At 71.0% G+C, this 19,673-nt stretch carries 19 protein-coding genes; 12 read left to right on the forward strand and 7 right to left on the reverse strand.

The genetic code is table 11. The features are described from left to right. The first annotated feature begins 177 nt into the window (after positions 1–177). A complete protein-coding gene (locus tag ABTZ03_RS42180; RefSeq protein ID WP_350518569.1) occupies positions 178–516 on the forward strand; it encodes a hypothetical protein in 339 nt (112 codons plus the stop codon). A 498-nt stretch (positions 517–1,014) separates the two neighbouring features. Here the strand turns inward: ABTZ03_RS42180 and ABTZ03_RS42185 are convergent, their stop codons facing one another. Both ABTZ03_RS42185 and fabV read right to left on the reverse strand, forming a co-directional pair. Next, on the reverse strand, positions 1,015–1,743 hold the full coding sequence (locus tag ABTZ03_RS42185; RefSeq protein WP_350518570.1) for an MBL fold metallo-hydrolase: 729 nt from the start codon (positions 1,741–1,743) through the stop codon (positions 1,015–1,017). Positions 1,744–2,109: 366 nt separating this feature from the next. Next, complete coding sequence (gene fabV, locus ABTZ03_RS42190) at positions 2,110–3,354, reverse strand: enoyl-[acyl-carrier-protein] reductase FabV (protein WP_350518571.1); 1,245 nt, start codon at positions 3,352–3,354, stop codon at positions 2,110–2,112. 641 nt (positions 3,355–3,995) lie between these two features. On the opposite strand from fabV, the gene ABTZ03_RS42195 reads away from it, so the two are divergent. The 3 genes from ABTZ03_RS42195 (at position 3,996) to ABTZ03_RS42205 (ending at position 6,281) form a co-directional block, all read left to right on the forward strand. Beyond that, positions 3,996–4,184, forward strand: a complete 189-nt coding sequence (locus tag ABTZ03_RS42195; RefSeq protein ID WP_350518572.1) for a hypothetical protein — start codon at positions 3,996–3,998, stop codon at positions 4,182–4,184. A 150-nt stretch (positions 4,185–4,334) separates the two neighbouring features. Then, positions 4,335–5,216 (forward strand): Bax inhibitor-1/YccA family protein, encoded by an 882-nt coding sequence (locus ABTZ03_RS42200; protein WP_350518573.1) that lies wholly within the window; start codon positions 4,335–4,337, stop codon positions 5,214–5,216. A 216-nt stretch (positions 5,217–5,432) separates the two neighbouring features. Beyond that, entirely contained in the window at positions 5,433–6,281 is an 849-nt protein-coding gene (locus ABTZ03_RS42205; RefSeq protein WP_350518574.1) for an alpha/beta fold hydrolase, read from the forward strand. A 121-nt stretch (positions 6,282–6,402) separates the two neighbouring features. Here the strand turns inward: ABTZ03_RS42205 and ABTZ03_RS42210 are convergent, their stop codons facing one another. Next, complete coding sequence (locus tag ABTZ03_RS42210; protein WP_350518575.1) at positions 6,403–7,845, reverse strand: aldehyde dehydrogenase; 1,443 nt, start codon at positions 7,843–7,845, stop codon at positions 6,403–6,405. A gap of 754 nt (positions 7,846–8,599) precedes the next feature. Here ABTZ03_RS42210 and ABTZ03_RS42215 point away from each other — a divergent pair. Further along, positions 8,600–9,088, forward strand: coding sequence for a TetR/AcrR family transcriptional regulator (locus ABTZ03_RS42215; protein ID WP_350518587.1), 489 nt, complete (start codon positions 8,600–8,602; stop codon positions 9,086–9,088). Positions 9,089–9,248: 160 nt separating this feature from the next. Here ABTZ03_RS42215 and ABTZ03_RS42220 read toward each other — a convergent pair whose 3' ends face one another. Together ABTZ03_RS42220 and ABTZ03_RS42225 are read right to left on the reverse strand one after the other, a co-directional pair. After that, complete coding sequence (locus ABTZ03_RS42220; protein ID WP_350518576.1) at positions 9,249–10,046, reverse strand: alpha/beta hydrolase; 798 nt, start codon at positions 10,044–10,046, stop codon at positions 9,249–9,251. A gap of 215 nt (positions 10,047–10,261) precedes the next feature. Next, complete coding sequence (locus tag ABTZ03_RS42225) at positions 10,262–11,875, reverse strand: DUF6351 family protein (RefSeq protein WP_350518577.1); 1,614 nt, start codon at positions 11,873–11,875, stop codon at positions 10,262–10,264. Positions 11,876–12,396: 521 nt separating this feature from the next. Here ABTZ03_RS42225 and ABTZ03_RS42230 point away from each other — a divergent pair. Both ABTZ03_RS42230 and ABTZ03_RS42235 read left to right on the forward strand, forming a co-directional pair. Beyond that, positions 12,397–12,960, forward strand: a complete 564-nt coding sequence (locus tag ABTZ03_RS42230; RefSeq protein ID WP_350518578.1) for a hypothetical protein — start codon at positions 12,397–12,399, stop codon at positions 12,958–12,960. Positions 12,961–13,374: 414 nt separating this feature from the next. Further along, positions 13,375–13,869, forward strand: coding sequence for an ATP-binding protein (locus tag ABTZ03_RS42235; RefSeq protein WP_350518579.1), 495 nt, complete (start codon positions 13,375–13,377; stop codon positions 13,867–13,869). Here the strand turns inward: ABTZ03_RS42235 and ABTZ03_RS42240 are convergent. Then, entirely contained in the window at positions 13,832–14,749 is a 918-nt protein-coding gene (locus ABTZ03_RS42240) for an NAD(P)-dependent oxidoreductase (RefSeq protein ID WP_350518580.1), read from the reverse strand. The genes ABTZ03_RS42235 and ABTZ03_RS42240 overlap by 38 nt on opposite strands. A gap of 84 nt (positions 14,750–14,833) precedes the next feature. Here ABTZ03_RS42240 and ABTZ03_RS42245 point away from each other — a divergent pair, with 84 nt between their 5' ends. After that, positions 14,834–15,208, forward strand: coding sequence for a winged helix-turn-helix transcriptional regulator (locus ABTZ03_RS42245; protein ID WP_350518581.1), 375 nt, complete (start codon positions 14,834–14,836; stop codon positions 15,206–15,208). A 265-nt stretch (positions 15,209–15,473) separates the two neighbouring features. After that, positions 15,474–15,761 carry a hypothetical protein gene (locus tag ABTZ03_RS42250; RefSeq protein WP_350518582.1) on the forward strand — a complete coding sequence of 96 codons (288 nt, stop codon included), beginning with the start codon at positions 15,474–15,476 and terminating at the stop codon, positions 15,759–15,761. A 140-nt stretch (positions 15,762–15,901) separates the two neighbouring features. Here ABTZ03_RS42250 and ABTZ03_RS42255 read toward each other — a convergent pair whose 3' ends face one another. Further along, a complete protein-coding gene (locus tag ABTZ03_RS42255) occupies positions 15,902–16,555 on the reverse strand; it encodes a TetR/AcrR family transcriptional regulator (protein WP_350518583.1) in 654 nt (217 codons plus the stop codon). Between the two features lie 87 nt (positions 16,556–16,642). On the opposite strand from ABTZ03_RS42255, the gene ABTZ03_RS42260 reads away from it, so the two are divergent. From ABTZ03_RS42260 to ABTZ03_RS42270, 3 genes are all read left to right on the forward strand, one after another. Then, positions 16,643–18,094, forward strand: coding sequence for an MFS transporter (locus tag ABTZ03_RS42260; protein WP_350518584.1), 1,452 nt, complete (start codon positions 16,643–16,645; stop codon positions 18,092–18,094). 50 nt (positions 18,095–18,144) lie between these two features. Further along, positions 18,145–18,570, forward strand: coding sequence for a VOC family protein (locus ABTZ03_RS42265; protein ID WP_350518585.1), 426 nt, complete (start codon positions 18,145–18,147; stop codon positions 18,568–18,570). Between the two features lie 364 nt (positions 18,571–18,934). Further along, a complete protein-coding gene (locus tag ABTZ03_RS42270) occupies positions 18,935–19,204 on the forward strand; it encodes a hypothetical protein (protein ID WP_350518586.1) in 270 nt (89 codons plus the stop codon). Positions 19,205–19,673: the final 469 nt, after the last annotated feature.

A 19,673-nucleotide genomic window follows, 5' to 3' on the forward strand; every position in this document is an offset into this window, starting at 1 on the left:
AGACAACACAACACCTCGTCTCTCCCGCTGAGGCGCCGACCCTATACCTGACCAGCGGAAATACACTCGCCACTATCGGAAAGACAACGGCCTCTGACTGCATATCAGGTATATAGGTGGCTGGCTTGTCTTTGATCTGGATTGGGGTTGGTCATGGCGTATGCGGTTGGGGACCAGGTGAAGCTCACCGTGGACCTGCAGATTGCGGGGAGTCTGGTGGTGGGAGAGCGCGAGGTCATGGAGGGGGACGTCCAGGCGGCCGGCGGCAGGCTTGACCGGTACACCACCGGTGGGTTCTACGTGGAGCGCGGAACCGTGGGGACCGTCGTACGGACGACGGACGATCCCCGTGCCAGTGACGGGCTGGGGCACACCATGACCCAGGCGACTGTCGACCGGCTGAACGCGCTCGGCGAAGAGGAGACCGCGGTGGGCGAACCCAAGCAGCTGGACATCCGTCTCGCGGGCGGCTTCTTCATCAGTGGCGTCTCGGCGATCCTCGTCGAGAAGGTGTGACGCGAGATCGCACCGATAGTGGGCGCGAGCTGATGTCCAGGAGGGCCATGGCCTGACCTGTCATCACACCTGTGAACACTGCCGAAGTGGCGGACTGCACAGCAATGCGGTCCGCCACTTCGGCGTCTTCAGCCGGCCGGCGCCAACGGATCGACCGAAGGTCGATGGCCTTCGGCCCCCCTGTGACTTCCGCCACTCTGGTAGCGTCCTTGACGCATCGTTACGCAACACGTTGGCGCTACTAGAGGGAACTCGTCGCCCCGACAGCGGTGGTCCTCAGTGGGACACAACCTGGGTGGGACACGGCGAGTGCAGTAACAAGCTGGGACTGGGGCAAGATCTTCGACAAGTTCAAGAGCTGCGGGTCCGGCACCCTTCAGTTCATCGGTGCCGACCAGGCTGCACGCGTGGGCGGAACCGCGGCGCTCGGTGCGAAGCTCGCCCAGGCCGTGTCTTACCGGCAGAACAGCCCCGGCACGGCTTGACGATGCCGGTGCGTCAGAGCGGAAGGACCATCCCTTCGCTCGCGGCCACGATCTGCCCGTCGTACGCGGAGCCCGCCTCCGCGACGGACCGCTCGCGCTCGGCGTCGGGCCAGAAGTGGGTGAGCAGCAGGCGCTCCGCTCCCGCGCGGGCGGCCCACTGGCCGGCCTGGACCGCGCTGAGCAGGTACGGGTCGGTGGCCGGCCCCTGCAGGGTCGCTCCGGCGACCAGCAGGTCGGCCCCGGCCGCCAGCTCCCCGAGCACACGATCGGGGCCGGCATCACCGCTGTAGGCCAGAGTCAGGCCGGGGGCCGTCAACCGCACTCCCGCGTGCGGCACGTGGTGCGGAAGGATCCGCCCGTCCAAGCGGAAGGGACCCACCTCGTAGGTCCCCGGAAGCGGACGCGGGTCGAAGACCTCGCGGAGCTCCTCGCTCGGCTCCATGGCCTGAACCCGCCCCAGCACCCCCGGAGGGCAGTACAACGGCACCCGCCCCTGCCGTCCCCCGCCGAAGAGCAGCGCTCGGCAGAGCGCGCTCAGATCCGCGCAGTGATCAGGGTGTTCGTGCGTGATGACGACGGCGTCGAGCTCACTCGCCCCGCACCGGCCCAGCAGCCGGGGCAACGTCGCGTAGCCGAGATCCAGGACCAGACGGAAGCCGTCAGCCTCCAACAGGAAGCCACTCGCCGCCCGCCCGGCCTCCGGCCAGGCACCACACGTCCCCAGGACAGTCAGCTCACGCACCGGCGCATGCTCCCACAACACCGGCAGGCAGTGCCATCAATTACTGACGGACATGGGCAGCGGACTCTGCCCCCGTCCGAGTCTCGGCGCCGCATCGATTCCCGGCTCGCGACGCCCGGCGAGCTCCGGGACGCCGAACAGATCCTCGGCACCCGGGCGACCCTCCTGCCCGCTTCACCGACCCCTGGCCCGGCCTCGCGGAGCTGCTCCACGCCGTCGCGCGAGCGCTTCACGACGGTGGAGGTGTCCGCGGGCTGCACCCCTACCTCACCGCGCAGGGCGAACTGTGCTGGGACGACGAGGACTGCCACGAGCTGGACGGCCGACCACTGACACCCGCACCGATCGGGCCGTCGTGACTACTGGTCAACTCCCGGTACTGGCGCCGGAGGTCCGACAGGATGTGTGGTCGGGCCAGGGGACGTCGATGGCCACCGCAGCGGTGTAGTCGACGCCCGGCACGGAGAATCCGTAGAGGCGTTGGACTTCGGCGCGGAACCAGTCGAGGTCGGCGAGGCTCGCGATGGTGTCGGTGGTGGCGGCTTCCCAGCGTTCGGCTACAGCCGCCTGGACGTCGTCGCCGAGTTCCCAGGCGTCCAGCCGGATCCGGCCTTCGTCGTCCAGGGCGAGCGGGGCGGCTCCGGTGAACTGGTCCCACAGGGAGGCGAGTTGGTGGATAGGCGGGACCAGGTCCGCTCCGAGGACACCGCGCAACAAGCCGGTGTACAGGGCGATGCCCGGGATCGCGGTGGAGGACTGGGTGACGGCGGCGCCGTTGACGGAGGTCACGGCACGCCCACCGACCGTCCTGTCGAGCCGCGCGTTCAGAGCGCGGGCGGTGGCCTCCAGGTCGGCCTTGGCCGCACCGATGGTGCCCTGCCGATAGATTGCCGCTGTCAGCGGCGATCCGATGTACGACAGTGCCGCGGTGGCGAAGCCGTCGGCCAGCAGACCCCGGCCGGCGAGGTGGTCGATCCAGCGTTCCCAGTCCGCACCGCCCATCACGGCCACGGTCTGCTCGACGTCGTCTCCCTCGGCCGGCCCGGTCTCGACGTCGCGGACCTCGGGAACGCCCTGGTCGTTGAAGAGGAGCGTCTTGGTTCGGCTCGCCCGGCCGATCGGCTTGAGGACGGAGGCGTACGTGGCGCCGGTGTCGGGGTCGGTGCGGCGAGGCGCAGCCACCGAGTAGATCAAGTAGTCCAGTCTGCCGCCGAAGCGCTGCTCGATCAGATCGGAGACCTGGTCCTTCAACGCGTCGGAGAACGCGTCGCCGTTGAGGAAGACCAGGTCCCGCTCGGCGGTGCGGGTGATGTCGGCAGTGGCCGCTGTGCGGTACCAGCCGGCCGTGGCGGTGCGCCGTTCAGTGGCGGCCTTCTCGAAGGACACCGCGATCCCGCGGATTCCGGCGCGCTTGAGTCCGGCGAGCGTGGCCGCGAGGCCGTACCCCGCGGAGGAGCCGATGATCAGCGCCACCGGCCCGGCACCTGTCGGCAGGCCTTCGGGGGCGGGGCAGGTCTGCCACATGTCGGCCACCAGTTGCCGGCAGCCCGCCGGGTGGGAGTCGAGGAAGAGGAAACCTCGGTTGCGGGGTGTGAGAACGCGCTCGTGCATGATGGCAGTCCTTGGGTCGGCCGGGGCAAGGACGCGGCGACCACCCGGGCCACCGCATCGAGACCAGTCTGCGACCGCACTGACACGGGCAGGAGCCCCGTCGGGGACAACGATCACGAGCCGGACTTGGAGTGTTGCCACACTGCCGGCCCGGCCGGCGCGGGCTCGGGTGTGGGCAGCGATCACCGCGCCCACCGGTCAGCGGAAGAGTCACCGCGCGGACACGACACCATGGGGGCGGGGCGCCGCGTTCGTGCCGGAGTCACAGGTAGATGTTGTCCGGTCGGCGGTGCCACTGTCGCCGACGCGTTGTATGTGCAACATCGGTCATTTGACCGCTGATCAGCCGCTGGGTCATCCCGCACCGGTCCGTCGCACCCGTCGGTGAGGCCCCGTCGGGGTCGCCGGATCGCGAAGCGATGCCCCGGCCTCGGCGGCCGTTCCTGGCCTGCGCGGCCGGGAGCAGCGCGGCCGAAGAGCGGGAATGCGTCGAGGTGTACTCACTTCTGACAGCCCATCGCCTGCCGCATCAGCTGACGGAAGACTCTCATCACCCCCTTGACCGGTGACGAACGAGGTGTGATGCTTTCGGCACCCGAACATGACGAAACCATTCGCCGTAGACCCAGCGGAGGTCGACGATGAGCACGGAGAACACGGCAGACGAAGCGGCCGCGGCCCGCACGGCCCGGTTCGGCCAACTGCCCGCGCGCATCCCCTACTCGGACACTGTTGCGGAGAGGCCGGTCGGTCCGCGGAACCCCGGCAACGACGACGCCTACCGGCCCGAGCTCTCCTTCCCCTGCCTCGCACTGGACTTCGCCCTGTAGCGGACGAACGGCAGGAGGATCTGCACCGGCTTGCCGGACAACCCCGCCACGAGGGCCTTCCCAGCCCCACGCGTTACCGGTTAGAGCAGTGACGCTGGAGGCGGTTTCACAGACACGTATTCCCACGTGCAGCGTATGAGGAGGACTGATATGAGGACCAGCAATCCAATCCTGTCCCGTAGGGGCTTCACCCGCGGCGCCGTGCTCCCGGCACCTGGCGCCCGGCAACCACAGCCGGTCGCCGTCGGCACCACCTCCCATGACGACCACCCCTTCGACACCCATCAGAGCGACACCTACCCCGAGGACGGGGATCTGCTCCTCCCCGAGGATGCTCCGGCCGGGCACGTCGCGATGACACTGGACGACGTCCTCGTCCGGACGGCCGGGACCTTGGGGACGGTGGCGCTGACGGCGGTGCTCTCGTGGGTCCTGCTGCCCGTCGACGCCACGAGCATCGGCCGCGCCTACGGCATCGCCGTAGGCGCCGCCCTGATCGCCTTCGTCCTGGTCCTCGTCCAGACGTCCAGGCCCGGGCCCGCACCTGCGCTGATCCTGGGCTACGCGGCCTTCGAGGGTGTCTTCCTCGGCGTCGTCTCCAGCGCCGCCTCCACGCACATCGCACCGGGCGTCGTGGTCCAGGCGGTGCTGGGCACGTTCGCGGTCTCCGCCGGCACGCTGCTCGCGTACCGGATGCGCTGGATCCGCGTCACCCGCCGGTTCCAGGGCTTCGTCCTGGCTTCGGCCACCGGCTTCCTGCTGCTGACGGCGGCCGACCTGCTGTTCTCCGCCTTCGATTCCGGCAACGGCCTCGGCTTCGACAGCGGCGGCCTGGGCATCGCCTTCGGCATCGCGGGCATCATCCTGGGCGCGTGCTTCCTGGCCCTGGACTTCCGGCAGATCGAGGACGCGATCGCGGACGGGGCCCCGCGCGAGGAGTCGTGGCTGGCGGCATTCGGGCTCACCCTGACCCTGGTGTGGATCTACCTGGAAGCGCTGCGCGTGCTGTCCATCCTGCGGGGCGACGACTGACACCGCCGGCGGCGGCCGACGGCGACGGCCACCTCGGCCCAGCCCGCTCCCAGGCGCGGACTTCGAGGGTGACAGTCATCTGACGGATTCCCGGCCGGTGGCCGCGACCCGAGGGTGAGGGCACCGACAGGCATGCCGCCCCGCTCGGGCGGGGCTCAGGAGCCGCTTGGCGTGTCGGTGTTGTTGCTACTCGTTCATCAGCGAAGGGACTGTCCCATGACAGAAGGCAAGAGCACCCGGAAGCGTCGCCTCGCGAGCGTAGCGGTGTGGACCGCGGCCACGAGTCTCGCGGTGGGCACGGCCGTGTTCGGCGGCATCGCGAACGCGACGACTCCGGAGTCCGTCACGGTCGGCGCCAAGCCGACGATCGTCCTGGAGCACGGCGCGTTCGCCGATGCGTCCAGTTGGGACGGCGTGATCGAGCGGCTGCGCGCGGACGGGTACCCGGTGGTGGCAGCCGCCGATCCGCTTCGCGGTCCTGCCTCCGACGCGGCCGCGCTGCGCAGCGTGATCGACCACATCCCGGGGCCGAAGATCCTGGTGGGCCATTCCTACGGGGGCTCAGTCATCAGCGCGGCCGGCGCGAACGACCCGCAGGTCAAGGCCCTGGTGTACGTGGCCGCCTTCCTGCCCGCGCCGGGGGAGACGGCGCTGGAACTGACCGGGAAGTTCCCCGGATCCACGCTCGGGACCGCGCTGGACCCGGTCACATACTCGCTCCCGGACGGCACCGGCACGACGGACCTGTACATCCGCGCGGACGCGTTCCGCCACCAGTTCGCCGCTGACGTCCCCGCCGGCCAGGCGGCGCTCATGGCCGCCACGCAGCGTCCGATCGCCCAGCGCGCCCTGCAGGAGCCGGCGACCGTCGCCGCCTGGCGGGAGAAGCCGAGCTGGGACGTCGTCACGACCGAGGACCTGAACATCCCTGAGGCCGTCCAGCTCTTCATGGCCCAGCGGGCCCACGCCCACGTCACCGAGGTGGCGGCCTCGCACTCGGTCGCCGTGTCCCGTCCGGGGATCGTGTCCCACGTGATCGAGGAAGCAGCTCGGGCCACCCGCTGACGCGGCCGGAGCACGAGGTGCCGGGGCAGGCCGAACGGCTCGTCCCGGCACCGGAACCGGCATGTGTGGCGGGTGGGGCCCACGGCGGGTGGGGCCCACGGCGGCCGGCACGCGGCTCGCGTCACAGGGTGATGGTCTTGTACTCCGTGTAGGAGCCGAGGCCGACCGCGCCGTACTCGCGGCCGATGCCGCTGGCCTTGAAGCCGCCGAAGGGGCCGTCGAAGCCGACGGCGGCGCCGTTGACGGTCACCGTGCCGGTACGGATGCGGCGGGCGATCGCGAGCGCGTGCCCCTCGTCGGAGGACCAGACGCCGCCCGACAGGCCGTACTCGGAGTCGTTGGCGATGCGGACGGCCTCGTCCTCGTCGTCGTAGGCGATGACGACCAGGACCGGACCGAAGATCTCCTCCTGGGCGATGGCCATGGAGTTGTCGACGTCGGCGAAGAGCGTGGGGGTGACGTAGTTGCCCCGCTCCAGCCCTTCGGGGACCTGGGGGCCGCCGGTGACGAGGCGGGCGCCCTCCTCGATGCCGAGCGCGATGTAGTGGCGGACGCGTTCCTGCTGGTCGGGACGGATCATCGGCCCGATGAACGTGTCCGGGTCACTGGGGTCGCCGACCTTGAGGGACTCGACGAGCTCCTTGAGCGCGGCCACGACCTCCTCGTAACGGCTGCGCGGGGCCAGGATGCGGGTCTGGGCGATGCAGGACTCGCCGTTGTTGAGCAGGGAGGAGAACTTCAGCCCTTGAACGGCCGCGCGGACGTCGGCGTCGGGCAGGATGACGGCCGCGGACTTGCCGCCCAGCTCCAGGCTGACCCGCTTGAGCTGCTCCCCGGCGATCGAGGCGATGCGCCGGCCGGCCCGGGTGGAGCCGGTGAAGGCGATCTTGTCGACCTCGGGGTGGGAGACCAGGTACTCGCTCGTCTCGCGGTCGGCGGGCAGGACGCTGATCACCCCCTCGGGCAGCCCCACCTGCTCCAGCAGCTCGGCCAGCAGGCCCATGCTCAGCGAGTTCTCCGGCGAGACCTTGAGCACCACCGAGTTGCCCGCCAGCAGCGCCGGGAGGATCTTCGAAGTCGCCGAGGAGAAGGGCGAGTTCCACGGGATCACCGCGGCCACGACGCCCACCGCCTCGCGGCGTACCACGCTGCGCACCGGCGAAGCCGGGTCGGAGGGGATCAGTGTCCGCTCCCAGTCGAACTCCTCCGCGGCCTTCAGATAGGCGTTGGCCTGGCGGGTCAGGCCCGGCTGGCCGGCCCGGGCGAACCAGGCCGCCGAACCGTTCTCGGCGGAGATCAGCTCGGCGATCCGCTCCGCGGCGGCCTCACGCAGCGCGTTGAAGCGCCGCAGCACTGCCACCCGCTCCAGCGGCGGGGTCTCGCGCCAGACACCCTGTTCGAACGAGGCACGGGCCGCGGCCACCGCGCGGTCCACGTCCACCGGGCGGGCCTGCGCGGCCCGGCCGATCACCGTCCCGTCGTGCGGGGACCTGATGACCAGTGGTTCGGTTTCGCTCGGCTCGGTCCAGCTGCCACCAATGAAGAGCCGGTCGTAAGTGATCATGTCTTTCTCCTTCAGCAATGCGGCTATCTGTCACTCGACTGTAGCACTTAGACTTTCATCAGTCCCATGCCTGCCACTCAACAAGACACGAGTGGAACTTCATGGATCCGTTCGACCGCCGCGCAGAACGAACCCCTGCGGCCCTCCTCCCGTCCATGGCGGGAGAACGACCGCGTAGCGCTCACGCCAGGTAGCGGACGATCTCCGCGACCCATGGCTCGGTCGCCATCCGGAGGTCCCGGAGGCCGGACTGTTCGGCGTTCATGGCAACTGCCCCTTCCGCAGGACCACTTCTTCTGCCACGACTGTTCCTCAGCGGTTCTGCGCAGGGCATCAGTCACTTGACCGTGAGCCCGGATACGTCATGGCCGGCCACCCCGCGCACCGGACATCCGCCGCCTCCGCTCCGACCGTCAACTGACGGATGCGGAGGACCCTTCGGGAGAGGAGGGTGAGGTGCGCCGGGCGGGTCCACCGGACTGCCACCAGACCGGGCCCGGGGCCGTGTGCGCCGGGCGGGCCGGATACGGGCGCCGCCACGCGCTCACTCGGGGACCTCCCGGCCGACACCTGCTCGACGGCCAGCGCGTCCGGCCTCCCCCTCTTCCACCACATATGTGATGCATTTAGCGATACTATTGCGACGTAAATGCGACACTTGTGGCACCAGACTGCACAGCTACCGGGTAGACTTCACTCCGTGAGAGCTGATGCTGCGCGAAACATCGAAGCGGTGCTGACGACGGGGGCGCGGATACTGGCCGCGGACCCGGGCGCGAGCATCGCCGCCATCGCCGCCGAGGCGGGCGTGGACCGGCGGACCGTCTACCGGCGCTTCCCCTCGCGGGAGGAACTCCTCGCCGCGATCTACGCCGCCCGCCTGGAGGCCGTCGAACAGGCCATCGCCGACGCCCGCCTGCGCGAGGCCCCCGTCACCGTGGCCCTGCACCGGTACGTGGAGAACATCATCGAGGTCAACCGCACCTGGCCGGTGGACCTCGCCCGCATGCTCGCCGATGAGGAGAGCCGCAAACGCCGCGACGCCTCCGTCGCCGAGGTCGACACCTTCCTCCAACGCGCCACCGGCGAAGGCCTGCTCCGGGCGGACCTCCCCCAGGGCTGGGTGGCAGCCCTGCTCCCCGAGATCATGCGCCTGGTGGCCCGCCAGGTTCCGGACCTGGCGGCCGGGCCGGCAGCCGACCTGGTCGTCGACACCCTGCTACGGGGGATCGGATCACCCTGACGCAATGCCGGCAGCCCCCGCCGTCCGTCGCCTCGTCCGTCGCCTCGCCCGGTGACAGGAGAGTTGACCGGGTTCCGCTGCACAGCCCACGGCGCCGGACCGTCCACCACTCGCCCCGGCCCACCCCGGGAGCCCGCCGAGCCGGGGCCCGTGGAGCTGATCAGCGGCCCGGGACGGCGGGCCGGACGCCTCGCTCATCGAGCCAGCCGAGGACGTAGTCGGCGACGGACCGCCAACCGCTGTCGATGACCAGCGAGTGGCCCCGGTCGGCGAACTGCTTGAGGTCCGTCATCGCGGTGGAGTCGCCGTACTGCTTGTACACCGTGCGGGTCACCCGGTCGGGCACCAGCAGGTCCTCCTGTCCCGACACCAACAGCAGCGGACCACGCGCCGCGTTGCCGGTGCCCACCGGAGCACTCGGATGCCGAGGACCGCCCCCGCACCCGAGGTCGTCGAGCAGGCGGCGCGGGACCGGCACGACGTATCTGTCGTACAGCCGCTCGGCCTCCTCGTTGCTGACGGCGTTGCCGAAGCTCTCACGGAAGCGCTCCGGGGAGAGCAGGACCGCAGCGCCCGCAGGCTCGTCGGCGCCACCGGCGGACCAACAGCCGTGAAGCGCGCCATCGTTGACGGGCGCCGGTGCGATGGCCACCGCCGCCTGTCCGAGGCCGACTCCGACGAGGTGCTGTGCGATCAGCCCGCCGACCGAGTGCCCGACGATCACCGGTGGGACGTCGAAGGAGCGCACGAGCTCGGCATGGTGTTCGGTCAGGCCCTGCAGACCGAGGGCGGGCACCAGGTCCGGGCGCTCACGTGCCTCCCGCGCGGTGGCCGCTTCGCCCGGCCAACCCGGGGCGTGCGTGCGGTAGCCGTGGCTCGCGAAGCGCGCTGTCCAGGACTCCCATGACAGCGCGTGCAGCCACGCGCCATGGACGAAGACGACGGGAGTACGGATCACAGCGGTCCCTCCGAGCATGATGACGACCTCCACCGGCGTACGGCGACCACCTCAGCGTCGCGCAGGCGGCCTTCGGCGGGATCGGTCGAATGACTGAAGTGACCGGGTGCAGACGCCGGCCCGGCCTCGGTCCCGGGCACGCGTGCGGCCGGCGCAACGCCCCGGCCCGCACCCCTCGGTGGGGTGCGGGCCGGGGCCGGTGCGGGACGGTCGGGTCAGCGTCGAGCGGCGGGGGCGCAGCGGAAGCTGCTCGCGTCGGCGACGTCGCCGTGGCCCTTGTAGCGGGAGACCATCGGGTAGGCGCACAGGTCCCGGCCGACCGTCCTGCCGGAGGCCGTGGTCAGGGTGACGGGCAGCGTCTGCGGTGCCTTGCCGTGCTCGACCCAGGCGGTCAGTGCGGCGAGGTCCTGGCCCTGGCTGTCGAGACCGCAGTGCGCGGTGCCCGGGGCGAGGAAGAGACGGTAGAAGCCATCGACCTTCTTCGAGCCGCCCATCCGCCGGTCGACGCGCTCGCGGCACTGCACCGTGCCGTCGGCGGGGATGTACTGGTCGGCGGTTCCCTGCCAGGTGAGGAGCTTGCCGCCGGCCTTTCGGAAGGCGGACAGATCCGGGCTGTCGGTACCGATGATCTTGTCGTACTCGGCCTCGGACTGCCGGAACAGCTGGACGAACTGGGCGGAGGTGACGGTCGAGACGTCGAAGGCAGGCTGCTTCTTCACCCACGACGTCACCCACCCGGCCGGTACCGGGAACGGCGCGCCCACCCGACCACCGGTGGCGGGGTCGACCCTGGTGCCCGCGAGGCCGCTCAGATCGGCGCCGATCGGAACGCCGGGCCAGAGCTTCTCGCCCGACGCGGTACGCGGGCCGTCCCAGATCCGGCGCACCACCTCCGCGTCGGCCGCGGTGATCGTCACCTGCGTACCGTCGCACTCGACGGTGGTGCCGATCAGACGGCGGGGGTCGTAGCCGCACTCGTCGGGGTCGGTCAGCAAGCCGTCCTCGGCGCCGTCCTGTCCGTCGCAGGCCTGGACAGCGGCGTCGGTGAAGGCCTTGAACTCGCACGCGGTCGGATAGGTCCTCGCCTCGTTCATCACCACCTGCGGCCACAGCGTGGCGACCTCGAACCGGGGCCAGTTGACGGCGGGAGCGTTGGCGAGGATGCCGTTGTAGTCGCCGGGGTACTTCTGGGCCTCCGCGTAGCCCTGGCGGCCGCCGGTCGAGCAACCGGTGAAGTAGGCGTACGAAGCCGCGCGGTGGTAGTGGTCGGCGATGACCTCCTTGGCGACGACGGCTGCCTCGTGCTCGGAACGGGAGGCGAAGTTGTCGAGCAGGGCCGTGTTGACCCGGCCGTCGCCCTCCAGCGCCCAGCTGATGTCGACGTACGTACCGACGCCCGCGTCGGTGGTGGCCGCGGCGTAGCCGTTCTTGACCGCGGCGGCAAGGGCGGAGCCGTAGTCGCCGGCCGCGTAGGCCAGGCCACCGACCGTCTCCAGTCGGCCGTTCCAGGTCTCCTGCGGCAGCCAGACCCGCACCTTGGCGTGGTCGCCCTGGCCGGGGTGGGTGAGGGTGACGGTGACGTCGCAGAACGCCGGGACGTCGGGGATCCGGACCGGACCCGCCGGGGTGAGGGGCACGTCGACGGCGCCCGCCGCGTGGGCGACCGCGGTGACGCTCTCGATCCGTGTACCGGCGGGCGCCTCGACCCCGGCGGAGGCGCAGCCGTGCACGGCGACGGCGGCGCCGGCCGCGGCCGGCGGGACACCGGGCCCGTACAACACGGCGGCCAGGGGCGCACCGGCGGCGAGGGCTGTCAGGAGTCGTTTCATCTGTCCCGTCCAAGGATGTGAGGTGGCTCCGGTCGGCATGGACACACTGCGGTCGCGTGCATGTGCCGACCGGAAGAACGTCCACATACCGGCGGAGTGCCGGCGGTGGCCACGGCCGTGGCCAGCGTTCAAGGGCTGCGCCCGGGTGTTCCGTGGCCGACGGGATCCACAGTGCCCCGGCGCGCTGGGGCGGCACATCAGTCAGTCGACTGCTGACGGCAGCCGTCACCGGGGGCGGCCCGCCGGTGCGGCCGGGTTCCGGAGGTGGCGGCGAACGCGCCGGGCGGCGCCACCGGACGTGGGTTCGGAATGCGCACACCTCGCCGATACGTGTCCGCCGGTGTTCCTGGGTCATTCGACGGTCCCGCGATCGTGGCGGTCCTCAGGAAGCCGGAACTGCATTCCTGGAGCGACGCGGTGGCGGGCCACCTGCCCGAGGTGATCGCCTCGATGTGTCGACGCTGTTCGGCCCGGCCCCGGTAACATGCGCAGCACCATCCATCACCGAGGAGTGACCGGTCGTGACCAGCCAATCAGCCGCCACGCTCCGATCGCGGTACGCCGTACAGGCCGCGTCGGATCTGGAGGAGAACCGCCACCGGCAGCAGGAACTGGCCGAGAAGCTGAAGATGCTGCAGGAGGAGGAAGCGCTCCTGGTCGACATCATCGCGCTGGCCGAGCAGCACCACGGTAGTGCGAAGCCGTCCCCCCTCCCGGAACAGGCACAGGGCGAGCCGGCGCCCGTCCGCGGCGAGCGGCGCGGCAAGTCCGGGGTCGCCACTGCGGTGCCTCGCTCCCGGCGGACCGGCTCGAAGGAGAAGACGGCTGCAAAGGGCAGGTCGCAGCGGCCGTTGCTGGGTGACCTCCTGTTGGAACTGCTCGCAGGCCACGGCGAGCCGCGCCTGGCGAAGGATCTCCGGGACGAGCTGCTGGTGAAGTACCCGGACCGTGAACCCACCCCCCAGGTCGTGCGGAACACCCTCGAGTCCCTGGTCGCGAAGGACCGGGTCCGGCGCCACAAGGAAGAGCGGTCGGTGCTGTACACCCTGGTGGACCGAGGTCGTCGTAGGACGTCGGCGGGGTGACGCCCCCGGCTGGCGGCTCCGACTGACGCACCCTCCGAGGAACCGGGAGGCCGCCCGGGGTGTGCACACGCCGACGTGTGCCCGGTTCCGGCCGGCAGCACCGACTGAGTGACCGTCCGAGACGGCGGCGGCTGCACTCGAGTACGCCGCAGGGCACTCAGGGCGCTCAGGGCGGGTTGGCCACGCCCCGGGTTCCGGTCGGCCCCCGTCGGAACGGTGCCGGGCCCTGGTCCCCTCGGCCCCGGTCCCCCGCCGGAGCCCCGGTGTACCCCCGGTGGACCCGGGCCCGGGTTGCCACCAGGGTTCGCCCCTGGGGCGACGGGCGGGCGGGCCCGGGATCGTTGTCAGCGGGTGCCGATCGGTACCCGCTGCGGCGAAGGAGCTGACGACGGTGGATCTCGGGCCCGGTGAGACATGACGGGTCACCCGTCCCCGCCGTCCCTGCGCGGGCGCGCCCGGGAGCAGGAGGTCCTCGAGCGGCTGCTGCTCGACGTGCGGAACGGACACAGCCGCGTGCTGGTCCTGCGCGGGGAGCCCGGAGTGGGCAAGTCCGCCCTGCTGACCTGTCTGGCCGGTCTTCCCGATGCCTGCTTCGCCGCGGAGCACCAGCACCCGGCTCCGCCCGTCGCGCACCTCGCGCAGCAGGCGCTCCAGCTCCTCCAACTCACGGTGCCGCCCGAGCAGTTAATACTTCGTGCCCTGCCCCATGTGCTTCCTCCGGCGCGTGTCCCCGTACGGGGTCACCCTCCTGGAGGAGCTGCGCCACCATTCTACGAACCCCGCGCGATGACCAAGATCCATCCGGTGCCGACGGGGCACACCCTGCCGACCGGCGGGGCGGCCATCGGTACGCCGGCCCCGACGGCGGTCGTCAGCGCGCCCCTCGGGGGCTCCGGATGCTGTCGATGATCCGGGTCCAGTGGTCGCCGCCGTGGCCGTTCTCGATCGCGCGCCGGTAGTGGGCCTGCACGGCCAGGGGGAGCGCGAGGTCGAGGCCCAGTGAGGTGCCGGTCTCCACGATGTGGTCGGCCGTGGCGCCCATCATGGTGACCGTGCTGAGGTCGCCGGGGTGTTCTCCGGCGTCGAGCGCGGTTCCGGGCTCCTTCTCCCCCGCCCGCAGGATGGCGCCGATCGAGTCGGCCATGGAGAGCAGCTCCGGCAATGCTTCCGCGGCCTTCATCCCCGCGGTGCCCAGCATCGCGGTGGCCTGCATCAGTGCGGATAAGGTGGTGAGGAACACGGCGAGTTGGGCCTGGTACATCATCTGGGCCAGGCCCGGATCCGCCCCCAGGTACCTCGGTGCTCCCAGGAGCGTCAACACCGCCCGGTGGCGCTCCATCACTTCGCCGCGGCCGCTGTAGTAGACGTGGGACGCCTGCGTGCCGACCATCGGCGCGGGGACCATGACGCCTCCGGTGAGGAACTCGGCGCCGTGGCCCGCCGCCCAGGCCGCCGCCTCGCGTGAGCGGTCGGGGGTGTCGGAGCTCAGGTTGACCAGCGTCCGGCCGGCGAGCGGCGCGGTGGCGCCGTCGAGAATGTCGTACATCGCGCGGTAGTCGGTGAGGCTGAGGATCACGAGGTCGCTCGCCCCGACCGCTTCGCCGGGTGTCGCCGCGAGCGTCGCTCCGTCGGCGACGACGCCGTCGGCCCGACCGGCGGTGCGGTTCCAGACGGTGACGGGGTGGCCGGCGGTGAGGAGGGTGCGGGTCATCGCGCGGCCCATCGGGCCGAGGCCGATCACGGTGACGGCGCTGTTCGGTTCGGTGGTGCGGTTCTGTCGTTCGTTCACCCCTCCATGCTCGGAGAGCGCGACTACTCTCGGAAGTACGTACTATTTTCTGCGCTACTTACCTTTTCGTAAGGGGGGTCAGTGATGGCCAAGGCACCGAGGCGAGGGCCTTACATCTGTGGCATCGACGCCGCGCTCGACGTGGTGAGCGGCAAGTGGAAGGGCCTGATCCTCTGGGAGCTCGATGTCCACGGCGTACGCCGCTTCGCCGAGCTCCGTCGCGGCCTGCCGGGCGTGAGCGAGAAGATGCTGGCGCAGCACCTGCGCGAGATGGAGGAGGACGGCCTTGTGCACCGGGAGGCCTACGCCGAGGTGCCGCCACGGGTGGAGTACTCCCTGACCGGGCACGGGCGCACGCTCAATCAGGCGTTCGGACCGCTCAGCGCCTGGGGCGCCGAGCGGATGCGTCGTGAAGGCTTCGAAGCGGTCGACCACGCAGCCGGGACCTCACACCGGTAGGCATCCGGCGCTCCAACTCCGCCGGTGGGAGCCGTTCCTGACGGCCGGTCGAGGACGCTGTCGAGCGGGCGCCCCGGACCGGACGTCGACCTCCTGCGCAGGCGAGCCGTCGAGTTCGTGACCGTGACACCGGCGTGCGGCCCCGTCACCGCACTGCGCCGCGGGACCGGTCACCGCCGGGTCCACACCAGCCGCGGGAGCCCCGACCCCCTTGACGCCGCATGATCGCGCACCGATCCTGGCCACCCGACACCGAAGGGATCACATGGACGTCGAAGTCATCATCAACGGTGAACTCCCTTCCTGCTCCCGCTGCGACCGCACCGTCGCACTCCTCGCCCGCCTCACAACCCCCGACGGCTCCCTCGACCTCCACCTGTGCTGGACCTGCGACACCGGACCGACCGCAGGCGGGCGCCTCCTCGCCGCCATGACCCTCCCCAACGACATACGGCCTGCGGACCTGTTCAAGGAATTCGCCCTGGACTGGGTGTCCACCGGACTCGACGCGCAGGGCTGGCAGTACGTACGCCGAGACGACCCGCAGCACTGACCGCCCCGGCCCTGCCGGTGACGCCTGCCATGCCGCGCTCCGTGCGGGAGGGCGACATCAGCAACAACGACCCCGGCCCCCGCGCGGTGCCCCGGGTGTCCGCCACCCGTCCGGCGCGGCGGCGCGGGACTCCGCCCGCCCTACTGCGCCCGCACCCCGGAGGGGTAGGCCGTGCGCAGCTTGTCGAAGCCGCGGGTGAGGGCGGCATCGACGTCCTCGCGGACCTGGTCCACGGGCTTTCCGGCGGCGAGTTGTTCGTGCATGACGTCGAAGGCGGTGGCGGCCACGGCGGCGGCGAGGGCCGCGAGGAGTTCGGTCTCGCCCTCGTGGACGCCTTCGTCGGGGCCGAAGTGTTCGGCGATCGTCTGGGCGAGGAGGTCGCGGCGTTCGCGTTCCAGCGGGCTGTAGGCGCGCATCAGCGCGGGGCTGTCCAGCAGGATGCGGGCGAAGACCCGGCCGCGTTCGACCGCGTCGCCGTGGAGCACCAGGCCGGTGGCGTCCCGGTAGAAGGCGTGGAGGCGACCGATGAGGTCGTGGAGGTCGCTCGCGCCGCCGACCGCCGCGGCCAGGCCCTCGTTGAATTCGCCTCGCCGGCTGAAGAAGATCTCCTCCTTCGAGCCGTAGTGGGTGAACACGGTGGCGGGTGCCACATCGGCGGCGTGCGCGATGTCGGTGAGGCGCACGGCGTCGAACCCGTGGTCCGCGAAGAGGCCGAAGGCCGCCTCGGCGATCTTGCGCCGGGTGCGCTCCTTCTTGGAGAGGCGCGGCGCGGTCGGGGTGTCGGTGGCGGCCATGGGGCCAGCATAGCCCCCGACCAGCCGAATTAGTTGAACTCTATTTTTAGAGTTACTCTCAAAACGCCTCGATCACCTGGAGCCCCGATGACCGACCGACCACCCCTGCCCGCCACCTCCCGGACGCCTGCCAGTACCTGCGCGCCGCCGCGGTCCACCTCCCGGACCCCGGTGCTGTGGATCGCCTGCGCGGCGCAGTTCATGGTCATCCTCGACGTGTCGATCGTGAACGTGGCGCTCCCGCAGGTGCGTTCGGCGCTCGGCCTGAGCCCTTCCGGGCTGCAGTGGATCGTGAACGCCTACACCCTGGCCTTCGCCGGACTGCTCCTGCTCGGCGGCCGGCTCGCCGACCTGATCGGGGCCAAACGCGCCTTCACCGTCGGACTCACCGCCTTCACCGCGGCCTCGCTGGTCTGCGGCCTGGCCACCGACGGCAGTCTGCTGGTCGCCGCCCGCGCGGCCCAGGGCCTGGGCGGGGCACTGCTGGCCCCGGCCACCCTGACGCTCATCATGACCACCTTCACCGAACCGGGCCCGCGCACCCGTGCGATGGGCGCCTGGAGTGCCGTGATGGCCGGCGGCGGTGCGGCCGGGGCCGTCCTGGGCGGTGTGCTCACCGAGTACGCGGGCTGGCGCTGGGTCTTCTTCGTCAACGTCCCGATCGGCATCGCGCTACTCGCCGCGACCATCCCACTGGTCCCCGCCTCCGCCCGCACCGGCGGCGGGCGCCGCCTCGACCTGCCCGGCGCGCTGGCCGCCACCGGAGGCCTGACCCTGCTCACCTACGGCATCGTCGCCACCGAGACCCACCCCTGGGACTCCCCGACGGTCTGGGCCCCCGTCGCCGCCGCGGTCGCGCTGCTCCTCGCCTTCCTCGCCGTCGAACGGCGCGCCACCCAGCCGCTGGTCCCCCCGGACGTACTGCGCCGTCCCTTGCTCGCCCTGGCCAACGCGACCGTGTTCACGCTGGGCGCGGCCATGTTCGCGATGTGGTTCCTGCTCTCCCTCTACTTCCAACAGGTCCTCGGCTACAGCCCGTTGAAGGCGGGACTCGCCTTCGTCCCCGGCGCGCTCGCCATCATCGCCGGGGCCAGGGCCGCCACCCGGCTGATCCCGCGCACCGGCCCGGGCCGGCTCGCGGCCACGGGCATGGTGCTCGCCACCGCCGGCTTCGCCTGGCTGTCCCGGATCACCCCCGACAGCTCCTACGGCGCCGACGTCCTGCTCCCGTTCGTCCTGTGCACCCTCGGCATGGGCCTGTCCACCATGCCGCTCACCGTCGCCGCCACCAGCGGCACCGCACGCGAGGAGGCCGGACTCGCCTCGGGCCTGGTGAACACCTCCCGCCAGGTCGGCGGCGCCCTGGGCCTGGCCGTCCTCGCCTCCATCGCCTCCCACACGACGGCCGGCCACCACGGCACCGTCGCCCAGGCCGCCACCGCCGGCTACGCCCGGGCCCTGCTCACCGCCGCCGCGTTCACGGCACTGGCCACGCTTCTCGCGCTCGCCCTGCCCCGGCGCCGACCGGCCCGCCCCTGACCCCCACTCACCACCGCACGAACCATCGACACAGGAGTGAACCCGCCACCATGGCCAACGAGTTGAACCACATCATCGTCCACTGCAAGGACCGCCGCCGCACCGCCGCCTTCCTCGCCGACCTCATGGACGCCCCCGCCCCCGTCGACTGGGCCCGCTTCACCCAGGTCACCACCTCCAACAGCGTCGGCATCGACTTCGCCGACGACCTGGTCCCCGCCGACGCCATCAACATCAGCCACCTCGCCTTCCTGGTCACCGACGGGGAGTTCGACACCGTCCTGACCAAGGTCACCGACGCCCGGATCCCTTACTGGGCCGACCCCGCCATGAGCCGGGCCGGCGAGATCAACCACGACTACGACGGCCGCGGCCTCTACCTCCTCGACCCCGGCGCCACCGTCTCCATCGAGTTCATCACCACCCCCTACGGCGACGTCCCCCAGCCCCGCACCACCGTCCCCTCCGCCACCTGACCGGAAGAACCGGACGGGCGGCAGGTGGCTGCGCCCTCGTCCACGGCCGAGCGCCGTGGACGAGGGCCGTGGACGAGGGCGCAGCCACCCACAACACATACGAGAAAGGTCATGCCATCAGCTGATTCTCACAGGTCCCCGGTCGGCCGGCCGTCGATGCCGGCAGCGGCGGCTTCCCGTTGGGCCCTGGCTGCCCGAGGGCAACTGCAACATCCGGTGAAATCGAGGGCTTTGGTCCTTTTTTCCCGCCTAGATCATATTTACCCCTTACGTGGGACTCGATTGCTCTGGCAGAGTCCGGGACAAGATCACTCCGGCGCGGCGATCGGGAGCTCGCCCCCCCTGTGCCGAAAAGCTACTGCCGATGATCATTCTGTGGGGAATCGCAGGCTTCGCGATCGGCTCATGCCTCGTCGCGCTCATCTCCATCGCGGCCGAGCGGGAGAAACCCGCTCGAATGCGTGCCGTCTGCACGGTCGGGGCGCTGGTTCTGACCCTCTGCTACGCCGAGGGCATGCATCTCGCTACCGCTCACCCCGGGGTGAGCGACTTCCTCGTCTTCAGCATGGCGGTTCTGGCCGGTCTCGCCTTCATGATCACCCGACGTACCTGGGCCAAGCATCGTTCACAGTGAGCCTCCCGGACCAGGAACCGACGGCGAGCCGGATCGGGATGGCGAGAAGGAGTGCCTGTTCGCCCTCGGCGGCAGGCATCTGCGTCACCGACCCTGCGGAGCGGGCACAACCCGCCCCACGCCGAACACGCTCAACCCGTAGGACGGGGTCCCCGGCCCGGGCGAGCGCGCGTGGCGGCTACAGGGCGGGAGTCCCGAAGTCGCAGCCGGAGTAGCGGTCGACGGCGCGGCGCCGTCGACCCCGGTCAGCTGAACGGACACGCGCAGGACGGAGACCGTGCCGTCCGTCGGTACCGGGTCGTGGACATTGACCGGGGTGCCCACGATGTGGCAGTTCACCGACCAGGGGCCTGCGGAGTCGTCGAGCCCGCGCGGGACTCCCCCGCGCGGTGTGCTGCCGGGCCACCGGCATCGGCACGTTCTCCAGGTCGCGGACATCGATCGCGGAGGTCTGCAGCGCCGAAATCAT

It is taken from the genome of Kitasatospora sp. NPDC096077 (genome assembly GCF_040303245.1).
Taxonomy (GTDB): domain Bacteria; phylum Actinomycetota; class Actinomycetes; order Streptomycetales; family Streptomycetaceae; genus Kitasatospora.